Here is a 25,062-nt window from a genome sequence, read left to right on the forward strand (position 1 = left end):
ATGCTCAACACCCTGCGCAAGATCGTTCAGGAAGTAAACGCCGCCAAGGACCTCAAGGCGGCGCTGACGATCATCGTGCAACGGGTGAAGGAGGCCATGGGCAGCCACGTCTGTTCGGTCTACCTGCTCGACCCGGACAGCAACCGCTTCGTGCTGATGGCCACCGACGGCCTCAACAAGCGCTCGATCGGCAAGGTCAGCATGGCGCCCAACGAAGGCCTGGTCGGCCTGGTGGGCACCCGCGAGGAGCCGCTCAATCTCGAGCACGCCTCCGAACACCCGCGCTACCTGTACTTCCCGGAAACCGGCGAGGAGCGCTACGCCTCCTTCCTCGGCGCGCCGATCATCCACCATCGCCGGGTGATGGGCGTACTGGTGGTGCAACAGAAGGACCGCCGCCAGTTCGACGAGGGCGAGGAAGCCTTCCTGGTCACCATGAGCGCCCAGCTCGCCGGGGTGATCGCCCACGCCGAGGCCACCGGCTCGATCCGTGGCCTGGGCAAGCAGGGCAAGGGCATCCAGGAGGCCCGTTTCGTCGGCGTGCCCGGCTCTCCCGGCGCCGCCGTGGGTACCGCCGTGGTGGTGCTGCCGCCGGCCGACCTCAACGTGGTGCCAGACAAGGCCATCGACGATATCCAGGCCGAGCTGGCGCTGTTCGGCAAGGCCCTGGAATGGGTCCGCGAGGACATGCAGGAGCTGTCCGCCAAGCTCGCCAGCCAGTTGCGCAAGGAAGAACTCGCGCTGTTCGAGGTCTACCTGATGATGCTCGACGACAACGCCCTGGGTAACGAGGTGCGCAAGGTCATCAAGACCGGCCAATGGGCCCAGGGCGCCCTGCGCCAGGTGGTCACCGAGCACGTCTCGCGCTTCGAGCTGATGGACGACGCCTACCTGCGCGAGCGCGCCAGTGATGTGCGCGACCTCGGCCGGCGCCTGCTCGCCTACCTGCAGGAAGAACGCAAGCAGAGCCTGGTCTACCCGGACAACAGCATCCTGGTCAGCGAGGAGCTTTCACCGGCGATGCTCGGCCAGGTGCCGGAAGGCAAGCTGGTCGGCCTGGTCTCGGTGCAGGGCTCGGGCAACTCGCACGTGGCCATTCTCGCCCGCGCCATGGGCATTCCCACGGTCATGGGCGTGGTCGACCTGCCCTACTCCAAGGTCGACGGTATCCAGCTGATCGTCGACGGCTACCACGGCGAGGTCTTCACCAACCCCAGCGAACTGCTGCGCAAGCAGTATGCCGAGGTCGTCGAGGAGGAACGTCAGCTAGCCCAGGGCCTCGACGCCCTGCGCGAACTGCCCTGCGAGACGCTGGACGGCCAGCGCATGCCACTGTGGGTCAACACCGGCCTGCTGGCCGATGTGAAGCGTGCCCAGGAGCGCGGCGCCGAGGGCGTCGGCCTATACCGCACGGAAGTGCCGTTCATGAACGGCGAGCGCTTCCCCAGCGAAAAGGAGCAGCTGGCCACCTACCGCGAGCAACTGGCGGCCTTCCATCCGCTGCCGGTGACCATGCGCACCCTCGACATCGGTGGCGACAAGGCACTGCCCTACTTCCCGATCAAGGAGGAGAACCCCTTCCTCGGCTGGCGCGGCATCCGCATCACCCTCGACCACCCGGAAATCTTCCTGGTCCAGGTGCGCGCCATGCTCAAGGCCAGCGAAGGCCTGAACAACCTGCGCATCCTGCTGCCGATGATTTCCGGCATTCAGGAGATGGAAGAGGCGCTGCATCTGATCCACCGCGCCTGGGGCGAGGTACGTGACGAGGGTGTGGACATTCCCATGCCGCCAGTGGGCGTGATGATCGAGATTCCCGCCGCCGTCTACCAGATCCGCGAGCTGGCCCGCCAGGTCGATTTCATTTCGGTCGGCTCCAACGACCTGACCCAGTACCTGCTGGCGGTGGACCGCAACAACCCAAGGGTCGCCGACCTCTACGACTTCCTCCACCCGGCCGTGCTGCATGCCCTCAAGCTGGTGGTCGAAGGTGCGCATGCCGAAGGCAAGCCGGTGAGCATCTGCGGCGAAATGGCTGGCGACCCGGCCGCCGCCGTTCTGCTGCTGGCCATGGGCTTCGACAGCCTGTCGATGAACGCCACCAACCTGCCCAAGGTGAAATGGCTGCTGCGCCAGATCAGCGCCGGCCGCGCCAGGGAGCTGCTCGGCCAGCTGATGACCATCGACAACCCGCAGGTCATCCACAGCACCCTGCACCTGGCCCTGCGCAACCTCGGCCTGGGCCGTGTGATCAACCCGGCGGCGACCATCCAGAACTGATCCGCCGCGCCACGAACAAGGAACGTTCATGCGCGCCCTGCTGCTTCTCCTGATCCTCCTGGGCCTGCCGGCGCTGGCCGCCGAGACAGTCAACGACGTCACAGGCCTCAACCCGATCCAGGTCGAGCACGTTCTCGCCCCTACCAAACTGGAGCAGATAGTCGCCGCCGTGAAGAACCACCCCGGCCCGATCAGCATCGGTGGCGGGCGTTTCAGCATGGGCGGGCAGACCGCCACCGCAGGCGCCCTGCAGCTCGACATGCGCGACTTCGACCAGGTGCTGGAATTCTCCGCCGAGCGTCGCGAGATCCGCGTGCAGACCGGCATCACCTGGCGCGAGATTCTCGAGTACGTCGATCGCTACGACCTGTCGCCGCAGATCATGCAGTCCTATGCCAACTTCACGGTCGGCGGCTCGCTGTCGGTCAATGTGCATGGGCGCTACGTCGGCGAAGGCGCGCTGATCGGCTCGGTACGCAGCATCCGCCTGGTGCTGGCCGATGGCAGCCTGATGGACGCCAGTCCGCAGCACAACAGCGAGCTGTTCCATGGTGCCATCGGCGGCTACGGTGGGCTCGGCGTGATAGTCGAGGCCACCCTGGGCCTGGCGGAGAACAGCCGCATCGCCCGTGAGTCGCAGGTCATGCCGCTGAGCCAGTACCGCGCCTGGTTCGACCGCGAGGTGCGCGGGCACGGCGACCTGGTGCTGCACAACGGCATTCTCTACCCGGACCGCTTCGACAAGGTGCGCGCCCTGTCCTACCGGCGCACCGATGCACCGCTAACCGAGAAAGCCAGGCTGACGCCCGCCGACCGCAGCTACCACCTGCAAAAGGCCGGCATTCGCCTGACCAGCGCCTCGCGCACCGGGCGCATGCTGCGCGAGGCGGCGCTGGACCCGTTGCTGTTTCGCGGCACGCAGGTGCAATGGCGCAACCACGAGGCCAGCCTCGATGTGCGCGAACTGGAGCCCATCGCGGGGCCGGATTTCAGCTTCGTGCTGCAGGAATACTTCGTGCCGCCGGCGCAGTTGGAACGCTTCGTCGGCGAACTGGCGCGGCTGACCGGCCAGCACCAGGCCAACCTGATCAACGTCTCCATCCGCCATGCCAAGGCCGACCCCGGCAGCCTGCTGGCCTGGGCCCCGCAGGAAGTCTTCGCTCTGGTGCTCTATTACCGCCAGGGCAGCTCAATGGAGGAACGCGAGCGCGCTGCGGCCTGGACCCGCGACCTGATCGACGCCGCACTGGCCTGCGGCGGGCGCTACTACCTGCCCTACCAGATCCACGCCAGCCGCGAGCAGTTCCTCGCCGCCTACCCGCGCGCGCCGGAGTTCTTCGCCCTCAAGCAGCGCGTGGACCCGGCTTACAAGTTCCGCAACCGGCTGTGGGATACCTACTTGCCACCTGGGTCGGACCGGCCACTGGCCATGCCACATCGATCTTTGTAGACTCGCGCCAGCAACGACGGCGAAACGCCCTCCCCAAGCCCCAGCAGTATTCGCCCGCCACGATGGCGCGGCGATTTGGAGATTCACCGGTCATGGAAGTACCACCGGCCCTCGCGCCTCTTTCCCCACTCTCTCGCCCCATGCGCGGCCGGTGCCCAATCCGACCGTCTTCATCGAGGAACATCATGAAAAACGCCCTAGCCGCGAGCGGCCTGCTCGTACTCGGCCTGCTGTCCGGCTGCGCCACCGAACAATCCCGTACCCTCGAAGTCGCCAAGGTACAGAGCTACCAGAGCAGCTACAGCGGAGCGCGCCAGCCGATCTCGGTGGGCAAGTTCGACAATCGCTCCAGCTACATGCGCGGACTGTTCTCCGACGGCGTCGACCGTCTGGGCGGGCAGGCCAAGACCATCCTGATCACCCATTTGCAGCAGTCCAACCGTTTCAACGTACTGGACCGCGACAACATGGAAGAGATCCGCCAGGAAAGCGCCATCGCCCAGAAGACCCAGCAGCTGCGCGGCGCGGACTTCGTGGTCACCGGCGACGTCACCGAGTTCGGCCGCAAGGAAGTTGGCGACCACCAGCTGTTCGGCATCCTCGGCCGCGGCAAGACCCAGGTCGCCTACGCCAAGGTCAACCTCAACATCGTCAACGTGCGCACCTCCGAAGTGGTTTTCTCCTCGCAGGGCGCCGGCGAGTACAGCCTGTCCAACCGCGAGGTGATCGGCTTCGGTGGCACCGCCAGCTACGACTCAACCCTCAACGGCAAGGTACTCGACCTGGCCATTCGCGAGGCGGTCAACAACCTGGTCAACGGCATCGACAGCGGCGCATGGCGCCCGCAGCAGTAAGGAAGTCTCCATGCACAAGCTCGCACTCGCCGGCCTGCTGGCGGCCAGCGGTCTGCTGACCGGCTGCGTCAACCAGCCCCAGTCGCTGTACTACTGGAACGGCTATCAGGAACAGGTCTACGCCCGCTTCAAGGGCGAAGGCAGCAGCCCGCAGGAACAGGTCGCCGCCCTGGAGGCCAGCCTGCAGGAAGCCCGCGCTCAGGACCGGGCACTGCCACCGGGCTTCCATGCCCACCTGGGCATGCTCTACGCGGAGCTGGGCAAACCGGATCAGGTGCGCCAGCAGTTCGAAACCGAGAAAACCCTGTTCCCGGAGTCGGCTCCCTACATGGACCTGCTGCTGCGCAACGCTGAGAAGTAACAGATGAAGATGCCAACCCTGCTCAAAAGCCTGGCCCTCGGCCTCACCCTCGCCCTGCTTGGCGGCTGCGCCACCCAGACACCCTACGATTACACCGCCTTCAAACAGAGCAAGCCACGCTCGATTCTGGTGATGCCGCCGGTCAACAGCTCACCGGATGTCCAGGCCGGCTACAGCATGCTGTCCCACGTCACGCTGCCCCTTTCGGAGGCCGGCTACTACGTGTTGCCGGTGGCCGTGGTGGACGAAACCTTCAAGCAGAACGGGGTCATGAGCGCCGACGAGGCGCAGGCCATTCCCACCGCCAAGCTGCATGAGATCTTCGGTGCCGACGCGGCGCTCTATCTGGAAATCACCGAGTACGGCGTGAGCTACCAGCTGATCGCCAGCGAGGTAGCCGTTACCGCCAAGGCCAAGCTGGTGGACCTGCGCGATGGTCGCCTGCTGTGGGACGGCTCGGTCCGCGCCAGCTCCGCGGAGAACCAGAACAACAACGGTGGTGGGCTGATCGGTCTGCTGGTCGCGGCGGCGGTCGAACAGATCATGAACTCGCTGACCGACCGCAGTCACCAGATCGCCGGCATTACCAGCGCGCGCCTACTGACCGCCGGCATGCCCAACGGCATTCTGCGCGGCCCACGCTCACCGCAGTACGCGGAAAACGACAAGCCGGCCCAGCAGTAGCCGCACGACCCGCAGGGCCCCATGGGGCCCTGCGTCGTTTCAGGACTCCAGCAACAGCCTGGCCCGATAGGCATCCGGGGCAATGCCATGCCAGCGCCTGAATGCACGGTAGAACGGCGACAGCTCGGCGAAGCCGCAGGCACGCGCCACCTCGCGGATCGCCAGGCCACCCTGCAGCAGCTCATGGGCACGGGCCTGCTGGATTGCCTCGCGCACCTGAGTGAAATGGCTGCCCTGGGTCGCCAGGCCGCGCTGCAGCGCCGTCGCCGTCATGCCCAGCTCGTCGGCACAGGCCCGCAGCGAACAGTCCGCCTGCCCCAGACGCACACCGAGCAGGTAGCTCAGACGATTGAGCAGATCGTTCTCCACCAGCTCGGCCAGCTGCGCCTGCGCATGCTGCCAGAGCAGCCGATGCAGTCCGGGATTAGCGTTGCGCGACGGCCGCCTGAGCAACGCAGCGGGAAACCACAAGGCATCGTGGGCGGCGGAGAAGTTCGGCAGCAGGCCGAACAAGCGGCGGTGCTCGCCGACCCGTGCCGGCCGGGCATGGCGAAAGTCGAGGCCCGTGATACGAAACTCGTCGTCGGTGACCAGGCGCAGCAGCTTGATGAACAGCAGCGCCAGGCACTCCATCTGCTGGCGCAGCGGGGCAAAGCCACGATAGTTGAGGTCCAGCACCAGGCAGGCGCGCTCGCCATCGAGACGCAGCTGGGCGACGAAGCCGCCGGCGAGGATGTGCTGGAAGCGCAGGAAGCTGTCCAGCGCCTGCTGCAGGTCGCGGCTGGCCAGCAGCAGGTAGCCGACCACGTCGAGCAGGCGCGGCTTCATCACCTCACCCAGGTGCAGGCCGATGTCGGGGTCGCCACACAGGGCGTCGGCGGCCTGCCAGAACAGGGGCGCCTCGTCATGGCTGAGACGGCCCTCGGTCGGTGGCGGCACCAGGCGGCGGTGCTGGTTGGCGCGCCGATAGATGCTCGCCGGATCATGGCCAAGCTCCCCCAGGGCCTCGTACAGCAGACGCCGCAGGGTAGCGGAGTGGGTCAGCGGCGCGGTTCCGGCCAATGAGGACATGGGGCGCTCCTTGTTTGACCGGAGAATTCCAGCGAACGCATCAATGGTCAATGCCGCCGAACAAAACGCTGCGCAGAATGGCCGCACAACAACAAGGAGGCGTCATGAAACGCAGTCTGACCATCCTCGCCGTGGTGGTTGCCACGGCCGCCGCCGGCAGTGCCTGGTATATCGACGACAAACTGCCGGTGCGCGACGGCGCGCTGCCGCTGACCGGCCTGCAGGCGCCAGTGCAGGTGCGCTATGACGAGCGCGGTGTGCCGCATATCCAGGCCCAGAACGAGGCCGACCTGTACCGCGCGCTGGGCTTCGTCCATGCCCAGGACCGCCTGTTCCAGATGGAACTGCTGCGCCGCCTAGCGCGCGGCGAACTGGCCGAGGTGCTGGGGCCCAAGCTGGTCGATACCGACCGCCTGTTCCGCAGCCTGGGCATCCGCCAGCATGCCGACCGCTACGTGCAGACCCTCGACCGCAACAGCCCCTCGGTCAAGGCGCTGCAGGCCTACCTGGATGGCATCAACCAGTTCCAGGCCAGCCGCCCGGCACCAGTGGAATTCGACCTGCTGGGCATCGAGAAACGCCCCTTCACCCTTGAGGACACGGTGTCCGTGGCCGGCTACATGGCCTACAGCTTCGCCGCCGCCTTCCGCACCGAGCCGGTACTGACCCAGGTACGCGATCAGCTCGGCGCGGACTACCTGAAGGTCTTCGACCTCGACTGGCACCCTGGCGGCGCCGTCGCTCAGCGCCTTGGCCGCGACGACTGGCGAGCCCTCGACAGCCTGGCCCGCCTCAGTCTGCAGGCACTGGAGGACGCCGGCCTGCCGCAGTTCGAGGGCAGCAATGCCTGGGCGGTGGCCGGCAGCCGTACCGCCAGCGGCAAGCCACTGCTGGCCGGTGATCCGCATATTCGTTTCGCCGCGCCGGCCGTGTGGTACGAGGCGCACCTGAGCTACCCCGGCTTCGAGCTGTACGGTCACCACCAGGCGCTCAACCCCTACGCCTCGCTCGGCCACAACCGCCAGTTCGCCTGGAGCCTGACCATGTTCCAGAACGACGATCTCGATCTGATCGCCGAGCAGGTCAATCCGGACAATCCCAACCAGGTGTCGGTCAACGGCCAATGGGTCGAGCTGCAGAGCCGCGAGGAGATCATCAGGGTCAAGGGCGGCGAGGACGTCACCATCACCCTGCGCCGCTCGCCGCACGGCCCGATCGTCAACGATGCCCTGGCCAATCCCGGCCAGACCCCCATCGCCATGTGGTGGGCCTTCCTCGAGACCGAGAACCCGATCCTCGACGCTTTCTACCAGCTCAACCGTGCCGACAGCCTGGCCAAGGCCCGCACCGCTGTCGCGCAAATCCACGCCCCAGGCCTCAACGTGATCTACGCCAACGCCAGCGGCGACATCGGCTGGTGGGCCGCCGGCAAGCTGCCGCAGCGCCCGGCCGGGGTGAACCCGAGCTTCATCCTCGATGGCAGCAACGGCGAGGCGGACAAGCCCGGCTTCCTGCCGTTCGCCGCCAACCCGCAGGAGGAGAACCCGCCGCGCGGCTACATCGTCTCCGCCAACTACCAGCCCGACTCGCCCACCGGCGCGGCCATTCCCGGTTACTACAACCTGGCCGACCGGGGCGTGCGCCTGAACCAGCGTTTGGCCGAGGCGGACGTGAAGTGGGATACCCACAACAGCCAGGCGCTGCAGCTGGACGACGGTACCGGCTACGGCCCGCGCTTGCTGGCACCGATCCTCGCCGACCTGCGCGCGGCGGCAGCCAGTGATGAGGAACGCGGCCTGGTCGAGCAGCTGGCGGCCTGGGACGGCGGCCACCCGCTGGAGTCCACCGCCGCCACCCTGTTCAACCAGCTCACCTACGAGCTGGCCAGGCAGGCCATGCATGACGAACTGGGCGATGCCTTCTTCGACAGCCTGCTGCAGACCCGCGTGCTCGACACCGCCCTGCCCCGCCTGACCGCCGATGCTGCCTCGCCCTGGTGGGACAGGCGCGAAAGCGAAGCCGTGGAGAGCCGCGCCGATACGGTCAAGGCCGCCTGGCAGGCCAGCCTCGCCCATTTGCGCCAGCGCTTCGGTACGGACAGCCGCCAGTGGGCCTGGGGCAAAGGCCATAGGCTGACCCACGAACACCCGCTGGGCACACAGAAGCCGCTGCACTTGCTGTTCAACGTCGGGCCTTTCGCCGTGCCCGGCGGCCATGAAGTGCCGAACAACCTGTCGCATCGGGTCGGCCCGGCGCCGTGGTCAGTGGTCTACGGCCCCTCGACCCGCCGCCTGGTCGATCTGGCCGCCGCCGACCAGGCGCTGGGCATCAATCCGACAGGGCAGAGCGGCGTGCCGTTCGACGGGCATTACGCGGACCAGGCCGAGGCCTATGTGGCCGGGCAGTACCTGCCGATGCGTTTCGCCGAACAGGATGTCCAGGCTCACACCCAGGGCACTCTGGAATTAAGGCCAACGCACTGAATGCAGCCCGCATGGGTTGCCATTGTCATGCTGCCGTACGGAGAATCCGCTTCGGCATCTGGGTGACTGCATCCAGTGCCGAGGAAGGACTGGCATGCAGTCGCCAGGCTCATTCAACGGACGGAAGGGGAACACCATGACAAGGATCGCGGCCCGGCTCGGCTCGCTCTTGCTGCTCACACTGATGGTCGGGGGGCCTGTGCAAGCGGGAGAGCCCTATGCGCTGATCTATAACGGCCCGACAGCGGATGAAGCCAGTACCAGGGCAATCAGCGACGTGGCTCGGCAACTGGAACTGCCGATCCGCTACATCGCCGACCTGGAGGATCTGCCCAGCCAGCTGAGCGAGGCCAGGGTACTGATCATTGGCGGTACCAATGATGACGTGGAACCCCTTCTACAGCAGTTCACGCCAGCGCTGCGCGGCACGCTGAGCACCTATCTGCGTCAGGGCGGGCGCTACCTGGGTATCTGCGGCGGCGCTTACATCGCCTCCCTGGGGTGGCACGAAGAGGACCGCTTCGTCGACGGGTTGGCCCTTGTTCCGGCCGAGTCCGACAGCTACGAGGAGGACTTCGAAGCGAAGATACACCCAGTCACCTGGCTCGGTGAGGTGCGTCAGATGTACTACCAGGCAGGCCCGACCTTCACCCTGAAGGCCAGTCCGGAGCGCGTCGTCGGGCTGGCCTACTTTGCCGATCAGCAACCGGCGGCACTGATGAGCAGCTACGGCAAGGGCAAGGTGGCAGTTTCCGGCCCCCATCCGGAAGCGCCTGACGCCTGGCGAACCGAGGCGCTGCGGGGGGAACAGATGGACGACAACATCGACCTGGCGCTGCAGCTGCTGAGGGATCTGCTGGCGGATCAGCCACTGCCGCCTCCGACAGGCTCATAACCAGGCCAGCGATCACGCTGATCGCCGGTTTCAGGCTCCAGTCGGCTAGCGGTTACTGACGCATTGATTCAGCTGGGCACGCGCGGCCAGGCCATCGGTCCAATCGATATCTGCCACCGCACGTCCGCCCATCTCGACGATGAAATGCTCGACATCCAGCATGGTGTTGAGCGCCGCGTCGATGTTGGGCACGGTCAGGCCGATCGCACCGGCCGGAATATTCGGCACCGAGAAATTCAACGCGTTGACCGACTGCGGCTGATACTTCGACTGCTTGAGCGTCACCGCGACGGTTTGCGTCTCTGCCGGCCTGGGAATATCCGCGCTCCAGAAGATCAGCATCCCGCCCTGATAGGCCTTGCCGGGGCCGACAATACTGACTGCGCCGCCTGCCTTGCTCCACATGGCCACGCAATTGTCTCCGGGGGCCGAATCCTTCCTGCCCTGAAAGATTTTCCATTCCCCCTGCAGGTAGCGCTGGTACTCCGGGTCCGCCTCCAGCTTCTGCAGTTTGGCTTCGGCTTCCTGCATCTGCTTCTGGAGTTCGGCGTTTCTGGCCGCCTGCTCGTTGATGGCGATGCTCATGGCGTCGTAACTGGGCGGGGCGGGATCAGCAAAGATATTGCAGCCGTCGCAGCGGTAGCCGGCATAGCCACCGCCGGTGCTGGCAGCCCCGCCGCCAGTGGCCACACACAGCGGAACAGCGGCGACGCCATGGGTGCCACCGCCAACGCCGATCTGCTGTTCACCCGGCCCAGGGCCGCCCGGGCACGGATAGTTCGCCAATGCCGGTTGCGCGGTCAAAACCACAGCGGCAAACACGCAAAATAGAAGGAATTTCATCGTATCTCTAAGCTTCCAGTCATTTTGAAGGGCGGTTGCAGATGCCGAGCGCCTGAGCCTCCTGCGTCACTCAAAGCATAATCAAAGGGCGCAGTTTTATGTGTCGGACAGCCATCAACTTGAATCGCTCCGGCACATCGTCCCTATGTTGCAGCCATGAAAAAGGCCGCCCGAAGGCGGCCTTTTCAGGGTGCAGCAACCGACTCAGGCGGCCTGGGCCGGCTTCCAGTTGGAGCTGGAAGATTCCTGCGCCATGGCTTCCATGGCCTGCTGGATCGCGCGCTTGCGACGCTCCTCGGCACGGCGAGTGAAATACCAGGCGAGGAAGGTGAACAGCGATACGGTCAGCAGAATCAGGCTGGCGATCGCGTTGATCTCCGGCTTCACGCCCAGGCGCACGGCGGAGAACACTTCCATCGGCAACGTGGTCGAGCCCGGACCGGAGACGAAGCTGGCCAGCACCAGGTCGTCGAGCGACAGGGCGAAGGACATCATGCCGCCGGCGGCCAGCGATGGCGCGATCATCGGGATGGTGATCAGGAAGAACACCTTCCACGGCTTGGCGCCCAGATCCATGGCCGCTTCCTCGATGGACAGGTCGAGCTCGCGCAGACGTGCCGACACCACCACCGCCACATAGGCCGAGCAGAAGGTGGTGTGGGCGATCCAGATGGTCACCAGGCCACGCTCCTGCGGCCAGCCGATCAGCTGGGCCATGGCCACGAACAGCAGCAGCAGGGACAGACCGGTGATGACTTCCGGCATCACCAGCGGTGCGGTGACCAGGCCGCCGAACAGGGTACGCCCCTTGAAGCGGGTGACCCGGGTGAGCACGAAGGCAGCCAGGGTACCCAGCGCCACGGCAGCCACGGCGGTGTACAGGGCGATTTCCAGGGAGCGCCCCACCGAGCCCATCAGCTGGCTGTTGTCGAGCAGGCCGGCGTACCACTTGATCGACCAGCCACCCCACACAGTCACCAGCTTGGAGGCGTTGAAGGAGTAGATCACCATGATCAGCATGGGCAGGTAGATAAAGGCCAGGCCCACCCAGAGCATGACATTGGAGAAGCTCAGCTTTTTCATGCGCGACCCTCCATTTCCTTAGCCTGGTTGCGGTTGAACCAGATGATCGGGCCCATCAGGATGATCAGCATGATCACCGCCAGCGCGGACGCCACCGGCCAGTCGCGGTTGTTGAAGAACTCCTGCCACAGCACCTTGCCGATCATCAGGGTCTCCGGGCCGCCGAGCAGTTCGGGAATTACGAACTCGCCCACCGCCGGGATGAATACCAGCATGGAGCCGGCGATGATGCCGTTCTTCGACAGCGGCACGGTGATCTTCCAGAAGTTGTTGAAGTTGCTCGAACCCAGATCGGAGGCAGCCTCCAGCAGGCTCATGTCGTGCTTCACCAGGTTGGCGTAGAGCGGCAGGATCATGAACGGCAGGTACGAGTAGACGATGCCGATATAGACCGCCAGGTTGGTGTTGAGGATCTGCAGCGGCTGGTCGATCAGTCCGATGCTCTGCAGGAAGCCGTTGAGCAAGCCGTTGTTGCTGAGGATACCCATCCAGGCGTAGACGCGGATCAGGATCGCGGTCCAGGTCGGCATCATGATCAGCAGCAGCAGCACGGTCTGCGCTTCCTTGCTGGCGCGAGCGATGGAGTAGGCCATCGGATAGCCGATCAGCAGGCACAGCAGGGTGCTGATGAAGGCCATCTTCAGCGAGCCGAGATAGGCCGAGAGGTACAGATCGTCCTCGAGAAGCATGACGTAGTTGCCCAGATTGAGCAGGATCGACAGCTGGTTGTCGGCCCAGCTGTAGATTTCCGTGTAGGGCGGAATGGCCACGTCGGCCTCGGCAAAGCTGATCTTCAGAACAATGAAGAACGGCAGCAGGAAGAACAGGAACAGCCAGAAGAAAGGCACACCGATCACGGCATGCCGCCCGGTGGGCAGGTAGCGCTTCAGTTTGCCGATCTTCATGATTGCAGTACCACGCCGCTGTCGTCTTCCCAGTACACCACCACCGCATCGTCCCAGGTCGGACGCTTGCCGCGGCGCTCGGCGTTGGCGATGAAGCACTGCACGATCTGCCCGGAGCTGAGCTTCACGTAGTACACCGAGTGGCCGCCGAGGTAAGCGATGTCATGCACGGTGCCATTGCACCAGTTGTAGTTCGGGTGCTCGTGATCGGCCGGCAGCTGTGTGGCCATCAGCAGCTTCTCCGGACGCAGGGCGTAGCTGACCGACTTGTTCTCCGCACGGGTACTGACGCCGTGGCCGATGTAGATCGGTTTGTCCAGCTGCGGGCAGCTGATGATGGCGTGGTCGGCCTCGTCGGTGGTGATCTGCCCGTCGAACAGGTTGACACTGCCGATGAACTCGCACACCAGGCGGCTGGCCGGGGTCTCGTAGATATCGATCGGGCTGCCGGTCTGGGCGATCCAGCCGAGGTGCATGATGGCGATACGCTGGGCCATGGTCATGGCCTCTTCCTGGTCGTGGGTCACCATCACGCAGGTCACACCGACGCGTTCGATGATCTCGACAAGCTCAAGCTGCATCTGCGAACGCAGCTTCTTGTCCAGAGCACCCATGGGCTCGTCGAGCAGCAGCAGTTTCGGACGCTTGGCCAGGGAACGGGCCAGGGCCACGCGCTGGCGCTGGCCACCGGAGAGCTGGTGCGGCTTGCGCTTGGCGTACTGGGTCATGTGCACCAGCTTGAGCATTTCGGCCACGCGCTCATCGATCTCGGCCTGCGGCAGCTTGTCCTGCTTGAGGCCGAAGGCGATGTTCTGCGCCACGGTCATGTGCGGGAACAGCGCGTAGGACTGGAACATCATGTTGATCGGCCGCTCGTAGGGCGGCATGTCGGTGATGTCCACGCCGTCGAGCAGGATGCGCCCGGAGGTGGGGCGCTCGAAGCCGGCGAGCATGCGCAGCAGGGTCGACTTGCCCGAGCCGGAGCCACCGAGCAGGGCGAAGATCTCGCCCTTGTTGATGGTCAGCGAGACGTCATCGACCGCTACGGTCTCGTCGAACTTCTTGGTCACGCGGTCGATCTTGACCAGCACCTCTTTGGGTTGCTGGTTGCCCTCAAGGGCTTTCTTGTAGGCGCTGGAGGCAACGGCCATTTCCAAAACTCCCGGAAAGATAAATCGTGCCCGGCCGGCAAGGCCGGGCAGTGAACTCATTTACCCGACTTGACCTTGGTCCAGCTGCGGGTCATCAGGCGCTGAATCTTCGGCGGCAACTCGGTCGAAACGTACAGTTTGTCCAATACGGCCTGGGATGGATAGACCGAAGGATCATTGCGCACTTCCTGGTCCATCAGCTCGCCCGCCTTGAGGTTGGGGTTGGCATAGCCGACGTAGTCGCTGACCTTGGCGATGACTGCCGGGTCGAGCAGGTAATTGATGAAGGCGTGAGCCTCCTTGATGTTCTTCGAGTCAGCCGGGATGGCCAGCATGTCGAACCACAGGTTGGCGCCTTCCTTGGGAATGCTGTAGGCGATCTGGATGCCTTTGCCAGCCTCCTCGGCACGTGCGGCGGCCTGGAACACGTCACCGGAGTAGCCGAAGGCCACGCAGATGTCGCCGTTGGCCAGGTCCGAGACGTACTTCGAGCTGTGGAAGTAGGTCACGTGGGGACGCACCGCCAGCAGCTTCTCCTCGGCCTTCTTATAGTCGTCCGGGTTGGTGCTGCGCGGGTCGAGGCCCAGGTAGTTGAGCACGGCGGGGAACATCTCGTCCGGCGAGTCCATGAAGGCAACACCGCAGCTGGCGAGCTTCTGCAGGTTCTCCGGCTCGAACAGCACGGCCCAGGAGTCGATGCTGTCGACGCCCAGCGCGGCCTTGACCTTCTCGACGTTGTAGCCGATGCCGTTGGTGCCCCACAGGTAGGGGACGGAATACTCGTTGCCCGGGTCGTTCACGTCGAGCTGCTTGAGCAGCGCCGGGTCGATGTTCTGCCAGTTGGGCAGCAGGGACTTGTCCAGCTTCTGGAAGGCGCCGGCCTTGATCTGCTTGCCGAGGAAATGGTTGGAGGGGACCACTACGTCATAGCCGGTATGACCGGCGAGCAGCTTGCCTTCCAGGGTTTCGTTGGAATCGAACACATCGTAGACCGGCTTGATGCCGGTGGCCTTCTGGAAATCGTCCAGGGTGGTCTCGCCGATGTAGTCGGTCCAGTTGTAGATATGCACACTGGGCGCAGCCTGAGCGACACTGGTCAGCCCCAGAGCCACAGCAGCCGCAGTCAGGGTTTTGCGGAAGGAAATTCGCACACGTCGGTCCTCTTTCTTGTTGATCTTGCAGGCCGCGCGGCGACCCGGACTGTTGGAAACTCGTTCTGTCCTATCCCTGACGTCCATGCCCGTCGCCCAGCCGCCCGCGCACGGAGCTGTGTGGGGCTCGTGTGTAACGGTAGTCGAAGTGGGTCATGGAACCTCCTGCGGGGCTCCGGCGGGAGCACCCGCCGGAGGGTGTCGCTTGCTGTTACTTGCCGGACTTGATGGTGGTCCAGCTGCGAGTCATGTTGCGCTGCACTTTCGCCGGCAGATCCGGGAAGGCATAGAGCTTGGCCATGGTCTCCTGGCTCGGGTAGATGCCCGGGTCGTTGCGGATGGCCTCGTCGATCAGCGGCGTGGCAGCCGAGTTACCACTCGGGAACTGCACGTAGTTGACGATTTCCGCCATGACTTCCGGCTTCATCAGGAAGTTCATGAAGGCGTAGGCGGCTTCCGGGTTGGCGGCGTCCTTCGGCATGGCGATCATGTCGAAGAAGGTGCCGGCGCCTTCCTTGGGAATGTTGTAGGCAACGGTCACGCCGCCCTTGGCTTCTTCGGCGCGGGACTTGGCCTGATAGATGTCACCCGAGTAGCCGACAGCGACGCAGAGGTTGCCGTTGGCCAGGTCGGAGATGTACTTGGAGCTGTGGAAGTAGGTCACCGACGGACGAATCTTGAGGAACAGCTCCTCGGCGGCCTTGAGTTCCTTGGCGTCCTGGCTGACCGGGCTGTGGCCCAGGTACTGCAGGGCGATCGGCAGAATCTCGGTCGGCGAGTCGAGGAAGGATACGCCGCAGGACTTCAGCTTCTCGATGTTTTCCGGCTTGAACAGCAGGTCCCAGGAATCCACCGGGGCGTTCTCGCCCAGCACGGCCTTGACCTTCTCCGGGTTGTAGCCGATGCCGATGGAGCCCCACAGGTAGGGGAACGAGTACTGGTTACCCGGGTCGGAGACCTCGACGGTCTTCATCAGGTTGGCATCGAGGTTCTTCCAGTTCGGCAGCTTGGACTTGTCCAGCGGCTGGTAGACACCGGCCTTGATCTGCTTGGCCAGGAAGTTGTTGGACGGTACGACGATGTCGTAGCCGGACTTGCCAGCCAGGAGCTTGGCTTCCAGGGTCTCGTTGGAGTCGAAGACGTCGTAGACGACCTTGATGCCGGTTTCCTTGGTGAACTTCTCGACGGTATCCGGGGCGATGTAGTCCGACCAGTTGTAGACGTGCAATACCTTGTCTTCAGCCTGCGCCATGCCGGCCACGGTGCCCGCCAGGGTCATGGCGAGCAGTGTTTTACCGAAGGTCTTGATCATGCGGGTTAGCTCCATTGTCATTTGAAGTATCCGGGGCTGCGTCGCCTCAGCGACGCACCCTCCGGTGAGCCTGGCCAACGCTCGTGCAGTCTGGCAAGGTCGAGCCCGGGGCTCAAGCCTTAAACCAGCACTGCGCGAGCGGTCAGATCGAGGCACTTGCGCGCCTTTTCCACCAGTTCGTCGATTTCGTCTTTGCTGATCACCAGGGGCGGGGCAATGATCATGGTGTCGCCCACGGCGCGCATGATCAGGCCGTTCTCGAAGCAGTGGCCGCGGCAGATCATGCCCACGCCCATCTCGCTCGGGAAACGCTCGCGGGTCTGCTTGTTCTTCGCCAGTTCGATGGCGCCGAGCATGCCCACACCGCGGACCTCACCCACCAGCGGATGATCCGCCAGCTCACGCAAACGCTTCTGCAAGTATGGTGCCGTTTCTTCACGAACCTTCTCGAGGATCTTTTCTTCCTTGAGAATGCGCAGGTTGGCCAGGCCGACGGCAGCCGCCACCGGGTGCCCGGAGTAGGTGAAGCCGTGGTTGAAATCACCACCGGCGTTGATCACCTGAAACACCTTGTCACTGACGATCAGGCCGCCCATCGGCACATAGCCCGAGGTCAGCCCCTTGGCGATGGTCATCAGGTCCGGCTTGTTACCGTAGAAATCGCTACCGAACCACTCGCCGGTGCGGCCGAACCCGCAGATCACTTCGTCGGCTACGAACAGGATGTCGTATTTGCCGAGGATCTCGCGGATGCGCGGCCAGTAGGTTTCCGGCGGGATGATCACGCCGCCGGCACCCTGGATCGGCTCGGCGATGAAGGCGGCGACGTTGTCCTCGCCCACTTCGAGGATCTTCTTCTCCAGCTGGTCGGCAGCCCACGCGCCGAATTCCTCGGGGCTCATGTCACCGCCCTCGCCGAACCAGTACGGCTGCGGGATGTGCACAATGCCTGGGATCGGCAGGTCGCCCTGCTCGTGCATGTACTTCATGCCGCCCAGGCTGGCGCCGGCCACGGTGGAACCGTGATAGCCGTTGTGCCGGCTGATGATCACCTTCTTGTTCGGCTGGCCCTTGCACGCCCAGTAGTGGCGGACCATGCGCAGCATGGTGTCATTGCCTTCCGAGCCGGAGCCGGTGAAGAACACATGGTTCATGCCTTGCGGCGCCACTTCGGCGATCGCCTTAGCCAGTTCCAGCGCCGGCGGGTGGGCGGTCTGGAAGAAGGTGTTGTAGAACGGCAGTTCGCGCATCTGCGCCGCGGCAGCCTCGACCAGCTCTTCACGGCCGTAACCGACGGCCACGCACCAGAGGCCGGCCATGCCGTCGAGGATCTTGTTGCCTTCGCTGTCCCACAGGTGGACGCCGTCGGCCTTGGTGATGATGCGCGGGCCCTTTTCGTGCAGCTGCTGGTAGTCGCTGAACGGCGCGAGGTGGTGCTCACGGCTCATGGCCTGCCACTCGCGGGTTTTCGGGTTGGTCACTGCATTGGTCATAACAACACCTTTCTATACGCGAGCCGCCGGCGGCGACCCGATGAAATCCGTGGCAACGGGCGCGGCATGCCGCGCCCGCCCCAATCACACCGACAGCAGCAGGAACTCACGCTCCCAGGAGCTGATCACGCGCTTGAAGTTCTCGTGCTCGGCGCGCTTGACCGCGACGTAGCCACGCACGAACTTCTCGCCCAGGTACTTCTCGGCGTCCTTGCAGGCTTCCATACGCTCCAGGGCGCTCTCGATGGTCACCGGCAGGCGCAGGTTGCGACGCTCGTAGCCGCGCCCCTTGACCGGCGCGCTGGGCTTGAGGCCCTCGACCATGCCGATGTAGCCGCACAGCAGCGAGGCCGCCAGCACCAGGTAGGGGTTGGCGTCGGCACCAGCCAGGCGGTTTTCCACGCGGCGGTTCTGCGGCGAGGCTTCCGGCACGCGCAGGCCCACGGTGCGGTTCTCCTCGCCCCACTCGACGTTCACCGGTGCCGAGGTATCCGGCAGGAAGCGGCGGAACGAGTTGACGTTCGGCGCGAACAGCGGCAGTACCTCGGGGATGTACTTCTGCAGGCCGCCGATGTGGTGCATGAACAGTTCGCTCATGGTGCCATCGGCGTTGGAGAACAGGTTCTTGCCGGTCTTGATATCCACCACACTCTGGTGAATGTGCATGGCGCTGCCCGGCTGATCGGTAATCGGCTTGGCCATGAAGGTAGCCGCCACGTCATGCTTGAGCGCGGCCTCGCGCATGGTGCGCTTGAACACGGTGATCTGGTCGGCCAGGTGCAGCGCGTCGCCGTGACGGAAGTTGATTTCCATCTGCGCCGGACCGTCTTCGTGGATCAGCGTATCGAGGTCCAGGTCCTGCAGTTCGCACCAGTCGTAGACGTCCTCGAACAGCGGGTCGAATTCGTTGGCCGCGTCGATGGAAAAGGACTGGCGACCGACTTCCGGGCGACCGGAGCGGCCCATGGGCGCTACCAGCGGGAAGTCCGGGTCGCTGTTGCGCTTGGTCAGATAGAACTCCATCTCCGGCGCGACGATCGGCTTCCAGCCCTTGTCGGCATAGAGCTTGAGGATCTTCTTGAGGACGTTGCGCGGCGACAGCTCGATCGGGTTGCCCTGCTTGTCGAAGGTGTCGTGGATCACCATCGCAGTGGGCTCGATGGCCCAGGGCACGAGGAACACGGCGTTCTCGTCGGGACGGCAGAACATGTCGATGTCCGCCTCGTCGAGCAGCTCGTAATAGATGTCGTCCTCGACGTAGTCGCCGGTCACGGTCTGCAGCAGCACACTCTCGGGGAGGCGCATGCCCTTCTCGTCGAGGAACTTGTTGGTCGGCGAAATCTTGCCACGGGCTATGCCGGTAAGATCGCTGATCAAGCATTCAACTTCGGTGATTTTGCGTTCTTTCAGCCAGCTGGTGAGCTGGTCTAGCTTGGTACTCATAGAGACCTCAGGGTTGTAGAGCGGCTACTGCGGACCGGTTAAAGCCTAGCGAAACCTCCCAGTTTCGCCGACCGGTTGCTCACCTACTCAGCGTTGCCCCGCCTTCTTCCTGCATGCCTCACCAAAGGCCTGGAAGATGGCGAGATAATTCGGGTTCGATCGCACCTGCCACTCCGGGTGCCACTGCACCCCGAGCGCGAAACTTGGCGCACCTTCGACGGAGAAGGCTTCGATCAACCCGTCAGGCGCCAGTGCTTCTACGCGAAGGCCCGGCGCCAGACGCTGAACGCCCTGGCCATGAATGGAATTGACTTGAATCTCGTCCGGCAAGCCGATGCCGGCGAGCACACCGCCCTGTTGCACGCGAACGACGTGGCGGGGGGCGTATTGGATCTCGACCGGCTGGTCAGCCGGCTCGCGGTGGTCCATCATGCCAGTCACCTCCTGCACGCGCTGGTGCAGGGTGCCGCCGAAGGCCACGTTCATTTCCTGGAAGCCGCGACAGATACCCAGCACCGGGATTCCGGCGTCGATGGCCTTGCGAATCAGAGGCAGCGTGGTGGCGTCGCGGCAGGTATCGTGATGTGTGCCGGGCGCGCTGGCCGGGCCACTATAATGATGAGGTTCGACGTTCGACGGCGAACCGGTGAACAGCAGGCCGTCGACGCTGGCCAGCAGGGTGTCGTGATCGATCAGCTCGCCCAGCGCCGGAATCACCAGGGGCAGCGCATCGGCCCCCACCGCCACGGCGCGCACGTATTTGTCGCCGACTATGTGGTTGGGATGCAGACCGACCTGCTTGGTGCAGGCCGTGACGCCGATGATCGGCAGGCGCAACATGGGACACCCGTTCTTATGCTGTTGTCAGGTGAGGCCGAGATTAGCCTTGTTCAATTTATTACACAATAGGGCTGTAAAAAATCGAACACACACGACTGAGCAGCAGGTCCGACAGGGCTGACCAGCCGGTCCGAAAACCTCGCAACGCCCCAAAACTGGCCATCGAGCACCGTTTCAGGGCAGAATGGGACGCTATTGACAGCCTAGGGTGTTTGATATTGACTCAGGGCTGCTTAAGCGAATGATTGAAATTTTTAACAATAAAGGTGTTGCATCATGTCGGTACCCCCGCGTGCCGTTCAGCTCAACGAGGCGAACGCGTTCCTTAAGGAACATCCGGAAGTCCAGTTCGTTGACCTTCTGATTGCTGATATGAATGGGGTGGTGCGCGGTAAGCGCATCGAACGTAACAGCCTGCACAAGGTGTACGAAAAGGGCATCAACCTGCCCGCCTCGCTGTTTGCCCTCGACATCAACGGCTCTACTGTAGAAAGCACCGGCCTCGGCCTGGATATCGGCGACGCCGACCGCATCTGCTTCCCCATTCCCAATACCCTGTGCAATGAGCCCTGGCAGAAGCGCCCCACCGCGCAGCTGCTGATGACCATGCATGAAATGGACGGCAAGCCGTTCTTCGCCGACCCACGCGAAGTGCTGCGCCAGGTCGTGGCCAAGTTCGACGAGATGAACTTGAAGATCTGCGCCGCCTTTGAGCTGGAGTTCTACCTGATCGATCAGGAGAACGTGAACGGCCGCCCCCAGCCGCCGCGCTCGCCGATGTCGGGCAAACGCCCGCAATCGACCCAGGTGTACCTGATCGACGACCTCGACGAGTACGTCGACTGCCTGCAGGACATGCTGGAAGCCGCCAAGGAGCAGGGCATCCCGGCCGACGCCATCGTCAAGGAAAGCGCCCCGGCGCAGTTCGAGGTGAACCTGCACCACACCGAGGACGCGATCAAGGCCTGCGACTACGCGCTGCTGCTCAAGCGCCTGATCAAGAACATCGCCTACGACCATGAAATGGACACCACCTTCATGGCCAAGCCCTACCCGGGCCAGGCGGGCAACGGCCTGCACGTGCACATCTCGCTGCTCGACAAGACCACCGGCAAGAACATCTTCACCAGCGATGATCCCCAGGAGAACGCCGCACTGCGCCACGCGATCGGCGGTGTCCTGGAGACCATGCCGGCGTCCATGGCCTTCCTCTGCCCCAACGTCAACTCGTACCGCCGCTTCGGCGCCCAGTTCTACGTGCCCAACGCGCCGAGCTGGGGCCTGGACAACCGCACCGTGGCCGTGCGCGTACCGACCGGCAGCGCCGACGCCGTGCGCATCGAACACCGCGTGGCCGGTGCCGATGCCAACCCCTACCTGATGATGGCAGCGATTCTCGCCGGCATTCACCACGGTCTGACCAACCAGATCGATCCGGGTGATCCGATCGAGGGCAACTCCTACGAACAGCTGGAACAAAGCCTGCCGAACAACCTGCGCGATGCCCTGCGCGAGCTGGACGACAGCGAAGTGCTGAACAAGTACATCAGCCCGGACTACATCGACATCTTCGTCGCGTGCAAGGAAGCCGAACTGCAGGAGTTCGAGACCACCATCTCCGATCTCGAATACAACTGGTACCTGCATACCGTTTGATGCAACACCCCAACGCCGGCCGCAGTGCCGGCGTTGTTTTATCTGCCGCCTGCGCTTTGCCGACCGTCACTCCAAGTGCGCGGTGTGGCAAAGCCTTGCCCGACAATCACCTAGGAGGTCGTCATGTTTCGCATTCTTGCTCCGCTGCTGCTGACCCTCGCCCCGGGGCTCGCGGCGGCTGCCGACAGCATCCGGGTCTACAACTGGAACGACTACATTGCCCCGCAGGTGCTGGCGGACTTCACCAAGGCCACCGGCATCGCCGTGGAGTACCACACCTACGCCTCGGCCGAGGAACTCGACAAGATCCTCGCCAGCGGCGAGAGCATCGACATCGCCGTGCCCTCTCAGAACGACCTGCCGCCGCTGATCAAGGCCGGGCTGGTGCAGCCGCTGGACATGAGCCGCCTGCCCAACCGCAAGCATCTGGACAAGCAGCTGCTGAGCAAGCTGGCCGCCGTGGACCCGCAGAACCGCTATGCCGTGCCCTACCTGTGGGGCGCCGTGGGCCTGGCGATCAACACGCCACAGGCCGAAGCGGCCTACGGCGGGCCGCTGCCCTCCAGTTGGAGCCTGCTGTTCGACCCGGCGCAGAGCAGCAAGCTGGCCTCCTGCGGCGTCAGCGTGCTGGATGCCCCGGACGAGATGTTCTACAACCTGCTCAGCTACCAGGGCCGCAGCCTCACCAACAGCTCGCCAGGGCGCCTGCGCAAGGCCGGCGAGGCACTGATGGGCCTGCGTCCGAACCTGCGCTACGTGGACAGCGAGCGCTACATCGACGACCTCAACCAAGGCAAGCTGTGCGTGGCCGTGGCCTGGGTCGGCGACGCCCTGGGCGCCAGCGATGCCGGGCAGCCGGTGCAGTTTGTGGTACCGGAAGAAGGCTCCACGCTGTTCATCGACAACCTGGTGATCCCGTCCAGCGCGCGGCGTGCCGACCTGGCCCACCAGTTCATCGACTACCTGATGCAGCCGCAGGTCGCCGCGCAGATCAGCAGCGAGACGCTCTACCCGAGCGCCAACCTCGGGGCGCAGCAGTTCCTCGAACCCAAGCTGCGCGAGCAGTTGGGGCGCAACCTGGACAGCGCCAAGAATCGCCTGTTCGCCCTGATGCCGCTGTCGGACAAGCTGAAGAGCGCACGCGACGAAACCTGGACCCGCTTCCGCGACGGCAGCTGAACCTCGGGGCGGTGCACAGCGACCGGCAGGTGCCCCGCCACCAGCCGTGACCCGTCCGGTAGCCCCACCCCCTCCCGACGAACGGCTTGCCACCCCTGCCCGTCTGGCGTCCAATAGCGCCTCGCACGGACAGGAGATGAGCATGCCCCGCCCCGCCACCGCCCGCAAACCCCGCGCCAGCAGCCAGGCACGCATCGAGCTGATCCTGGCGGCGGCGCGCGAACTGCTCAGCAGCCAGGGCTTCGCCGGCCTGACCATCTATGCGGTGGCCGAGCGCGCCGAGATTCCACCGTCCTCGGTCTACCACTTCTTCGCCAGCGTGCCGGCGCTGCTCGAGGCGCTCACCGCCGATATCCACGCCGCCTTCCGCGACTGCCTGCTGCAACCGGTGGAGCATGCCGAACTGCGTAGCTGGCGCGATCTGTCGCGCGTCATCGAACAACGCATGCTGGCGATCTACGCCGCCGACAGCGCCGCGCGCCAGCTGATCCTGGCTCAGCACGGGCTGTCCGAAGTGATCCAGGCCGACCGCCAGCACGATCTGGAGCTGGGCCGCCTGATGCAGGCCCTGTTCGAGCGGCACTTCCCGCTGCCACAGCTGCCGGCCGATATCGACGTGTTCGCCCTGGCCATGGAGCTGGGTGATCGGGTCTATGCCCGCTCGGTACAGCTGCACGGCGAAATCACCCCGCGCCTGGCCGAGGAAGGCATGCGCGTGTTCGATGCCTATCTGGGCCTGTACCTGCCCGCCGCCCTGCCCAAGCGCGAGCAGCCACTGAGCTAACCGATTTCTATCGGCATCCAACGTCTCGGCAAGACCGCCTCGCCGAGGCCCAGCCACGCCAGGACACTTCAGATCCGGGCACCAAACGGCAGATAATTATCAGCAAAAACACACAGCAGAAGCCTGGTCCGATAAAAATCAGCTTTCAAAGCCGATATTTATCGGATATAAATCGGACATTCGCCGCACCTGCGGCACCGCCAAGGGTCCGATGACCTGCCCTGCTCCTGTGAGGTGTTCCATGTCGCGTATCGTTACCGTCGCCGCCACCCAGATGGCCTGCTCCTGGGATAGCGCCGCCAATATCGCCAAGGCCGAGCGGTTGGTGCGCGAAGCGGCCACCCAGGGCGCGCAGATCATCCTGATCCAGGAACTGTTCGAAACACCCTACTTCTGCCAGAAACCCAACCCGGACTACCTGCAGCTGGCCACCCCAACCGCCGAGAACCCGGCCATCGCGCACTTCCAGAACCTCGCCCGCGAACTGCAGGTGGTACTACCGATCAGCTTCTACGAGCGCGCCGGCCGTGCCCGCTTCAACAGCATCGCCATCATCGACGCCGACGGCAGCAACCTCGGCGTGTACCGCAAGAGCCATATCCCGGACGGCCCCGGCTACCACGAGAAGTACTACTTCAACCCGGGCGACACCGGCTTCAAAGTCTGGAACACCCGCTACGCCAAGATTGGCGTGGGCATCTGCTGGGACCAGTGGTTCCCCGAGGCCGCACGCAGCATGGCGCTGCTCGGTGCCGAGCTGCTGTTCTACCCCACCGCCATCGGCAGCGAGCCGCACGACCCGAGCATCAGCTCGCGCGACCACTGGCAGCGCGTGCAGCAGGGCCACGCCGGCGCCAACCTGATGCCGCTGATCGCCGCCAACCGCATCGGCCGCGAGGAACAGGACGGCTACGCTATTACCTTCTACGGCTCCTCCTTCATCGCCGACCCATTCGGCCAGAAGGTCGCGGAGCTGAACGAGACTGAAGAAGGCGTGTTGGTACACAGCTTCGATCTAGACAACCTAGAGCGGGTGCGCAGCGCCTGGGGCGTGTTCCGCGACCGCCGGCCGAACCTGTACGATCCGCTCAAGACCTTGGACGGCTCGCTGGAATCCTGATGTCTCCCCTCTCCCACGTGTGGG

At 64.4% G+C, this 25,062-nt stretch carries 21 protein-coding genes; 11 read left to right on the forward strand and 10 right to left on the reverse strand.

What is annotated here, in order from left to right; translation table 11 throughout:
• The 5 genes from ptsP to ACOAPY_RS20255 all read left to right on the forward strand — a co-directional run bounded on the left by ptsP (position 1) and on the right by ACOAPY_RS20255 (position 5,629).
• The gene (gene ptsP, locus ACOAPY_RS20235) at positions 1-2,280 is read left to right on the forward strand and encodes a phosphoenolpyruvate--protein phosphotransferase (RefSeq protein ID WP_465154502.1); all 2,280 of its coding nucleotides are present in this window, start codon (positions 1-3) and stop codon (positions 2,278-2,280) included.
• 28 nt (positions 2,281-2,308) lie between these two features.
• Positions 2,309-3,730, forward strand: coding sequence for an FAD-binding oxidoreductase (locus ACOAPY_RS20240; RefSeq protein ID WP_465154503.1), 1,422 nt, complete (start codon positions 2,309-2,311; stop codon positions 3,728-3,730).
• Between the two features lie 185 nt (positions 3,731-3,915).
• Positions 3,916-4,584: a CsgG/HfaB family protein gene (locus ACOAPY_RS20245; RefSeq protein WP_465154504.1), complete on the forward strand. Its 669-nt coding sequence runs from the start codon at positions 3,916-3,918 to the stop codon at positions 4,582-4,584.
• Between the two features lie 10 nt (positions 4,585-4,594).
• Entirely contained in the window at positions 4,595-4,945 is a 351-nt protein-coding gene (locus tag ACOAPY_RS20250; protein WP_061902998.1) for a DUF4810 domain-containing protein, read from the forward strand.
• 3 nt (positions 4,946-4,948) lie between these two features.
• Positions 4,949-5,629 (forward strand): DUF799 domain-containing protein, encoded by a 681-nt coding sequence (locus ACOAPY_RS20255; protein WP_465154505.1) that lies wholly within the window; start codon positions 4,949-4,951, stop codon positions 5,627-5,629.
• Between the two features lie 39 nt (positions 5,630-5,668).
• Here the strand turns inward: ACOAPY_RS20255 and ACOAPY_RS20260 are convergent, their stop codons facing one another.
• Positions 5,669-6,700 carry an AraC family transcriptional regulator gene (locus ACOAPY_RS20260; RefSeq protein ID WP_465154506.1) on the reverse strand — a complete coding sequence of 344 codons (1,032 nt, stop codon included), beginning with the start codon at positions 6,698-6,700 and terminating at the stop codon, positions 5,669-5,671.
• A gap of 104 nt (positions 6,701-6,804) precedes the next feature.
• Here ACOAPY_RS20260 and ACOAPY_RS20265 point away from each other — a divergent pair, with 104 nt between their 5' ends.
• Together ACOAPY_RS20265 and ACOAPY_RS20270 are read left to right on the forward strand one after the other, a co-directional pair.
• Positions 6,805-9,183: a penicillin acylase family protein gene (locus ACOAPY_RS20265; RefSeq protein WP_465154507.1), complete on the forward strand. Its 2,379-nt coding sequence runs from the start codon at positions 6,805-6,807 to the stop codon at positions 9,181-9,183.
• A gap of 136 nt (positions 9,184-9,319) precedes the next feature.
• A complete protein-coding gene (locus ACOAPY_RS20270) occupies positions 9,320-10,078 on the forward strand; it encodes a BPL-N domain-containing protein (protein ID WP_465154508.1) in 759 nt (252 codons plus the stop codon).
• Between the two features lie 45 nt (positions 10,079-10,123).
• Here ACOAPY_RS20270 and ACOAPY_RS20275 read toward each other — a convergent pair whose 3' ends face one another.
• The 9 genes from ACOAPY_RS20275 to ACOAPY_RS20315 form a co-directional block, all read right to left on the reverse strand.
• A complete protein-coding gene (locus ACOAPY_RS20275) occupies positions 10,124-10,921 on the reverse strand; it encodes a hypothetical protein (protein WP_465154509.1) in 798 nt (265 codons plus the stop codon).
• A gap of 204 nt (positions 10,922-11,125) precedes the next feature.
• Complete coding sequence (locus ACOAPY_RS20280) at positions 11,126-12,004, reverse strand: ABC transporter permease subunit (protein WP_465154510.1); 879 nt, start codon at positions 12,002-12,004, stop codon at positions 11,126-11,128.
• The gene (locus ACOAPY_RS20285) at positions 12,001-12,882 is read right to left on the reverse strand and encodes an ABC transporter permease subunit (RefSeq protein WP_179085214.1); all 882 of its coding nucleotides are present in this window, start codon (positions 12,880-12,882) and stop codon (positions 12,001-12,003) included. The genes ACOAPY_RS20280 and ACOAPY_RS20285 overlap by 4 nt, the downstream gene beginning before the upstream one ends.
• A 23-nt stretch (positions 12,883-12,905) precedes the next feature.
• Positions 12,906-14,060: a polyamine ABC transporter ATP-binding protein gene (potA, locus tag ACOAPY_RS20290; protein WP_076427243.1), complete on the reverse strand. Its 1,155-nt coding sequence runs from the start codon at positions 14,058-14,060 to the stop codon at positions 12,906-12,908.
• Between the two features lie 56 nt (positions 14,061-14,116).
• Positions 14,117-15,211 carry a polyamine ABC transporter substrate-binding protein gene (locus ACOAPY_RS20295; protein WP_465154511.1) on the reverse strand — a complete coding sequence of 365 codons (1,095 nt, stop codon included), beginning with the start codon at positions 15,209-15,211 and terminating at the stop codon, positions 14,117-14,119.
• Between the two features lie 211 nt (positions 15,212-15,422).
• The gene (locus ACOAPY_RS20300; protein WP_203789942.1) at positions 15,423-16,523 is read right to left on the reverse strand and encodes a polyamine ABC transporter substrate-binding protein; all 1,101 of its coding nucleotides are present in this window, start codon (positions 16,521-16,523) and stop codon (positions 15,423-15,425) included.
• A 119-nt stretch (positions 16,524-16,642) separates the two neighbouring features.
• Positions 16,643-18,016, reverse strand: coding sequence for an aspartate aminotransferase family protein (locus ACOAPY_RS20305; RefSeq protein ID WP_465154512.1), 1,374 nt, complete (start codon positions 18,014-18,016; stop codon positions 16,643-16,645).
• Positions 18,017-18,100: 84 nt separating this feature from the next.
• Positions 18,101-19,459 carry a glutamine synthetase family protein gene (locus ACOAPY_RS20310; protein ID WP_021699096.1) on the reverse strand — a complete coding sequence of 453 codons (1,359 nt, stop codon included), beginning with the start codon at positions 19,457-19,459 and terminating at the stop codon, positions 18,101-18,103.
• Between the two features lie 87 nt (positions 19,460-19,546).
• A complete protein-coding gene (locus ACOAPY_RS20315) occupies positions 19,547-20,299 on the reverse strand; it encodes a gamma-glutamyl-gamma-aminobutyrate hydrolase family protein (protein WP_076427236.1) in 753 nt (250 codons plus the stop codon).
• Between the two features lie 276 nt (positions 20,300-20,575).
• Between ACOAPY_RS20315 and ACOAPY_RS20320 the strand changes: the two genes are divergently transcribed.
• The 4 genes from ACOAPY_RS20320 (at position 20,576) to aguB (ending at position 25,038) form a co-directional block, all read left to right on the forward strand.
• Positions 20,576-21,955, forward strand: coding sequence for a glutamine synthetase family protein (locus ACOAPY_RS20320; RefSeq protein WP_465154513.1), 1,380 nt, complete (start codon positions 20,576-20,578; stop codon positions 21,953-21,955).
• A gap of 123 nt (positions 21,956-22,078) precedes the next feature.
• Entirely contained in the window at positions 22,079-23,134 is a 1,056-nt protein-coding gene (locus ACOAPY_RS20325; protein WP_465154514.1) for an extracellular solute-binding protein, read from the forward strand.
• Positions 23,135-23,276: 142 nt separating this feature from the next.
• The gene (locus ACOAPY_RS20330) at positions 23,277-23,918 is read left to right on the forward strand and encodes a TetR/AcrR family transcriptional regulator (protein ID WP_465154515.1); all 642 of its coding nucleotides are present in this window, start codon (positions 23,277-23,279) and stop codon (positions 23,916-23,918) included.
• A gap of 241 nt (positions 23,919-24,159) precedes the next feature.
• Positions 24,160-25,038 (forward strand): N-carbamoylputrescine amidase, encoded by an 879-nt coding sequence (gene aguB, locus ACOAPY_RS20335; RefSeq protein WP_465154516.1) that lies wholly within the window; start codon positions 24,160-24,162, stop codon positions 25,036-25,038.
• The last annotated feature ends 24 nt before the right edge of the window (positions 25,039-25,062 follow it).

Source organism: Pseudomonas stagnisoli (assembly GCF_048595745.1).
Classification (GTDB): domain Bacteria; phylum Pseudomonadota; class Gammaproteobacteria; order Pseudomonadales; family Pseudomonadaceae; genus Aquipseudomonas; species Aquipseudomonas alcaligenes_A.

Excerpts from the sequence above, each read along its gene's own strand:
- ACOAPY_RS20240 (WP_465154503.1), top strand. The coding sequence starts at position 2,309 with ATGCGCGCCCTGCTGCTTCTCCTGATCCTCCTGGGCCTGCCGGCGCTG.
- ACOAPY_RS20250 (WP_061902998.1), top strand. The coding sequence starts at position 4,595 with ATGCACAAGCTCGCACTCGCCGGCCTGCTGGCGGCCAGCGGTCTGCTG.
- aguB (WP_465154516.1), top strand. The coding sequence starts at position 24,160 with ATGTCGCGTATCGTTACCGTCGCCGCCACCCAGATGGCCTGCTCCTGG.
- ACOAPY_RS20325 (WP_465154514.1), top strand. The coding sequence starts at position 22,079 with ATGTTTCGCATTCTTGCTCCGCTGCTGCTGACCCTCGCCCCGGGGCTC.
- ACOAPY_RS20245 (WP_465154504.1), top strand. The coding sequence starts at position 3,916 with ATGAAAAACGCCCTAGCCGCGAGCGGCCTGCTCGTACTCGGCCTGCTG.
- potA (WP_076427243.1), bottom strand. The coding sequence starts at position 14,060 with ATGGCCGTTGCCTCCAGCGCCTACAAGAAAGCCCTTGAGGGCAACCAG.
- ACOAPY_RS20275 (WP_465154509.1), bottom strand. The coding sequence starts at position 10,921 with ATGAAATTCCTTCTATTTTGCGTGTTTGCCGCTGTGGTTTTGACCGCG.
- ACOAPY_RS20265 (WP_465154507.1), top strand. The coding sequence starts at position 6,805 with ATGAAACGCAGTCTGACCATCCTCGCCGTGGTGGTTGCCACGGCCGCC.
- ACOAPY_RS20320 (WP_465154513.1), top strand. The coding sequence starts at position 20,576 with ATGTCGGTACCCCCGCGTGCCGTTCAGCTCAACGAGGCGAACGCGTTC.
- ACOAPY_RS20300 (WP_203789942.1), bottom strand. The coding sequence starts at position 16,523 with ATGATCAAGACCTTCGGTAAAACACTGCTCGCCATGACCCTGGCGGGC.
- ACOAPY_RS20330 (WP_465154515.1), top strand. The coding sequence starts at position 23,277 with ATGCCCCGCCCCGCCACCGCCCGCAAACCCCGCGCCAGCAGCCAGGCA.
- ACOAPY_RS20260 (WP_465154506.1), bottom strand. The coding sequence starts at position 6,700 with ATGTCCTCATTGGCCGGAACCGCGCCGCTGACCCACTCCGCTACCCTG.
- ACOAPY_RS20315 (WP_076427236.1), bottom strand. The coding sequence starts at position 20,299 with ATGTTGCGCCTGCCGATCATCGGCGTCACGGCCTGCACCAAGCAGGTC.
- ACOAPY_RS20270 (WP_465154508.1), top strand. The coding sequence starts at position 9,320 with ATGACAAGGATCGCGGCCCGGCTCGGCTCGCTCTTGCTGCTCACACTG.
- ACOAPY_RS20310 (WP_021699096.1), bottom strand. The coding sequence starts at position 19,459 with ATGAGTACCAAGCTAGACCAGCTCACCAGCTGGCTGAAAGAACGCAAA.
- ACOAPY_RS20280 (WP_465154510.1), bottom strand. The coding sequence starts at position 12,004 with ATGAAAAAGCTGAGCTTCTCCAATGTCATGCTCTGGGTGGGCCTGGCC.
- ACOAPY_RS20255 (WP_465154505.1), top strand. The coding sequence starts at position 4,949 with ATGAAGATGCCAACCCTGCTCAAAAGCCTGGCCCTCGGCCTCACCCTC.
- ACOAPY_RS20305 (WP_465154512.1), bottom strand. The coding sequence starts at position 18,016 with ATGACCAATGCAGTGACCAACCCGAAAACCCGCGAGTGGCAGGCCATG.
- ptsP (WP_465154502.1), top strand. The coding sequence starts at position 1 with ATGCTCAACACCCTGCGCAAGATCGTTCAGGAAGTAAACGCCGCCAAG.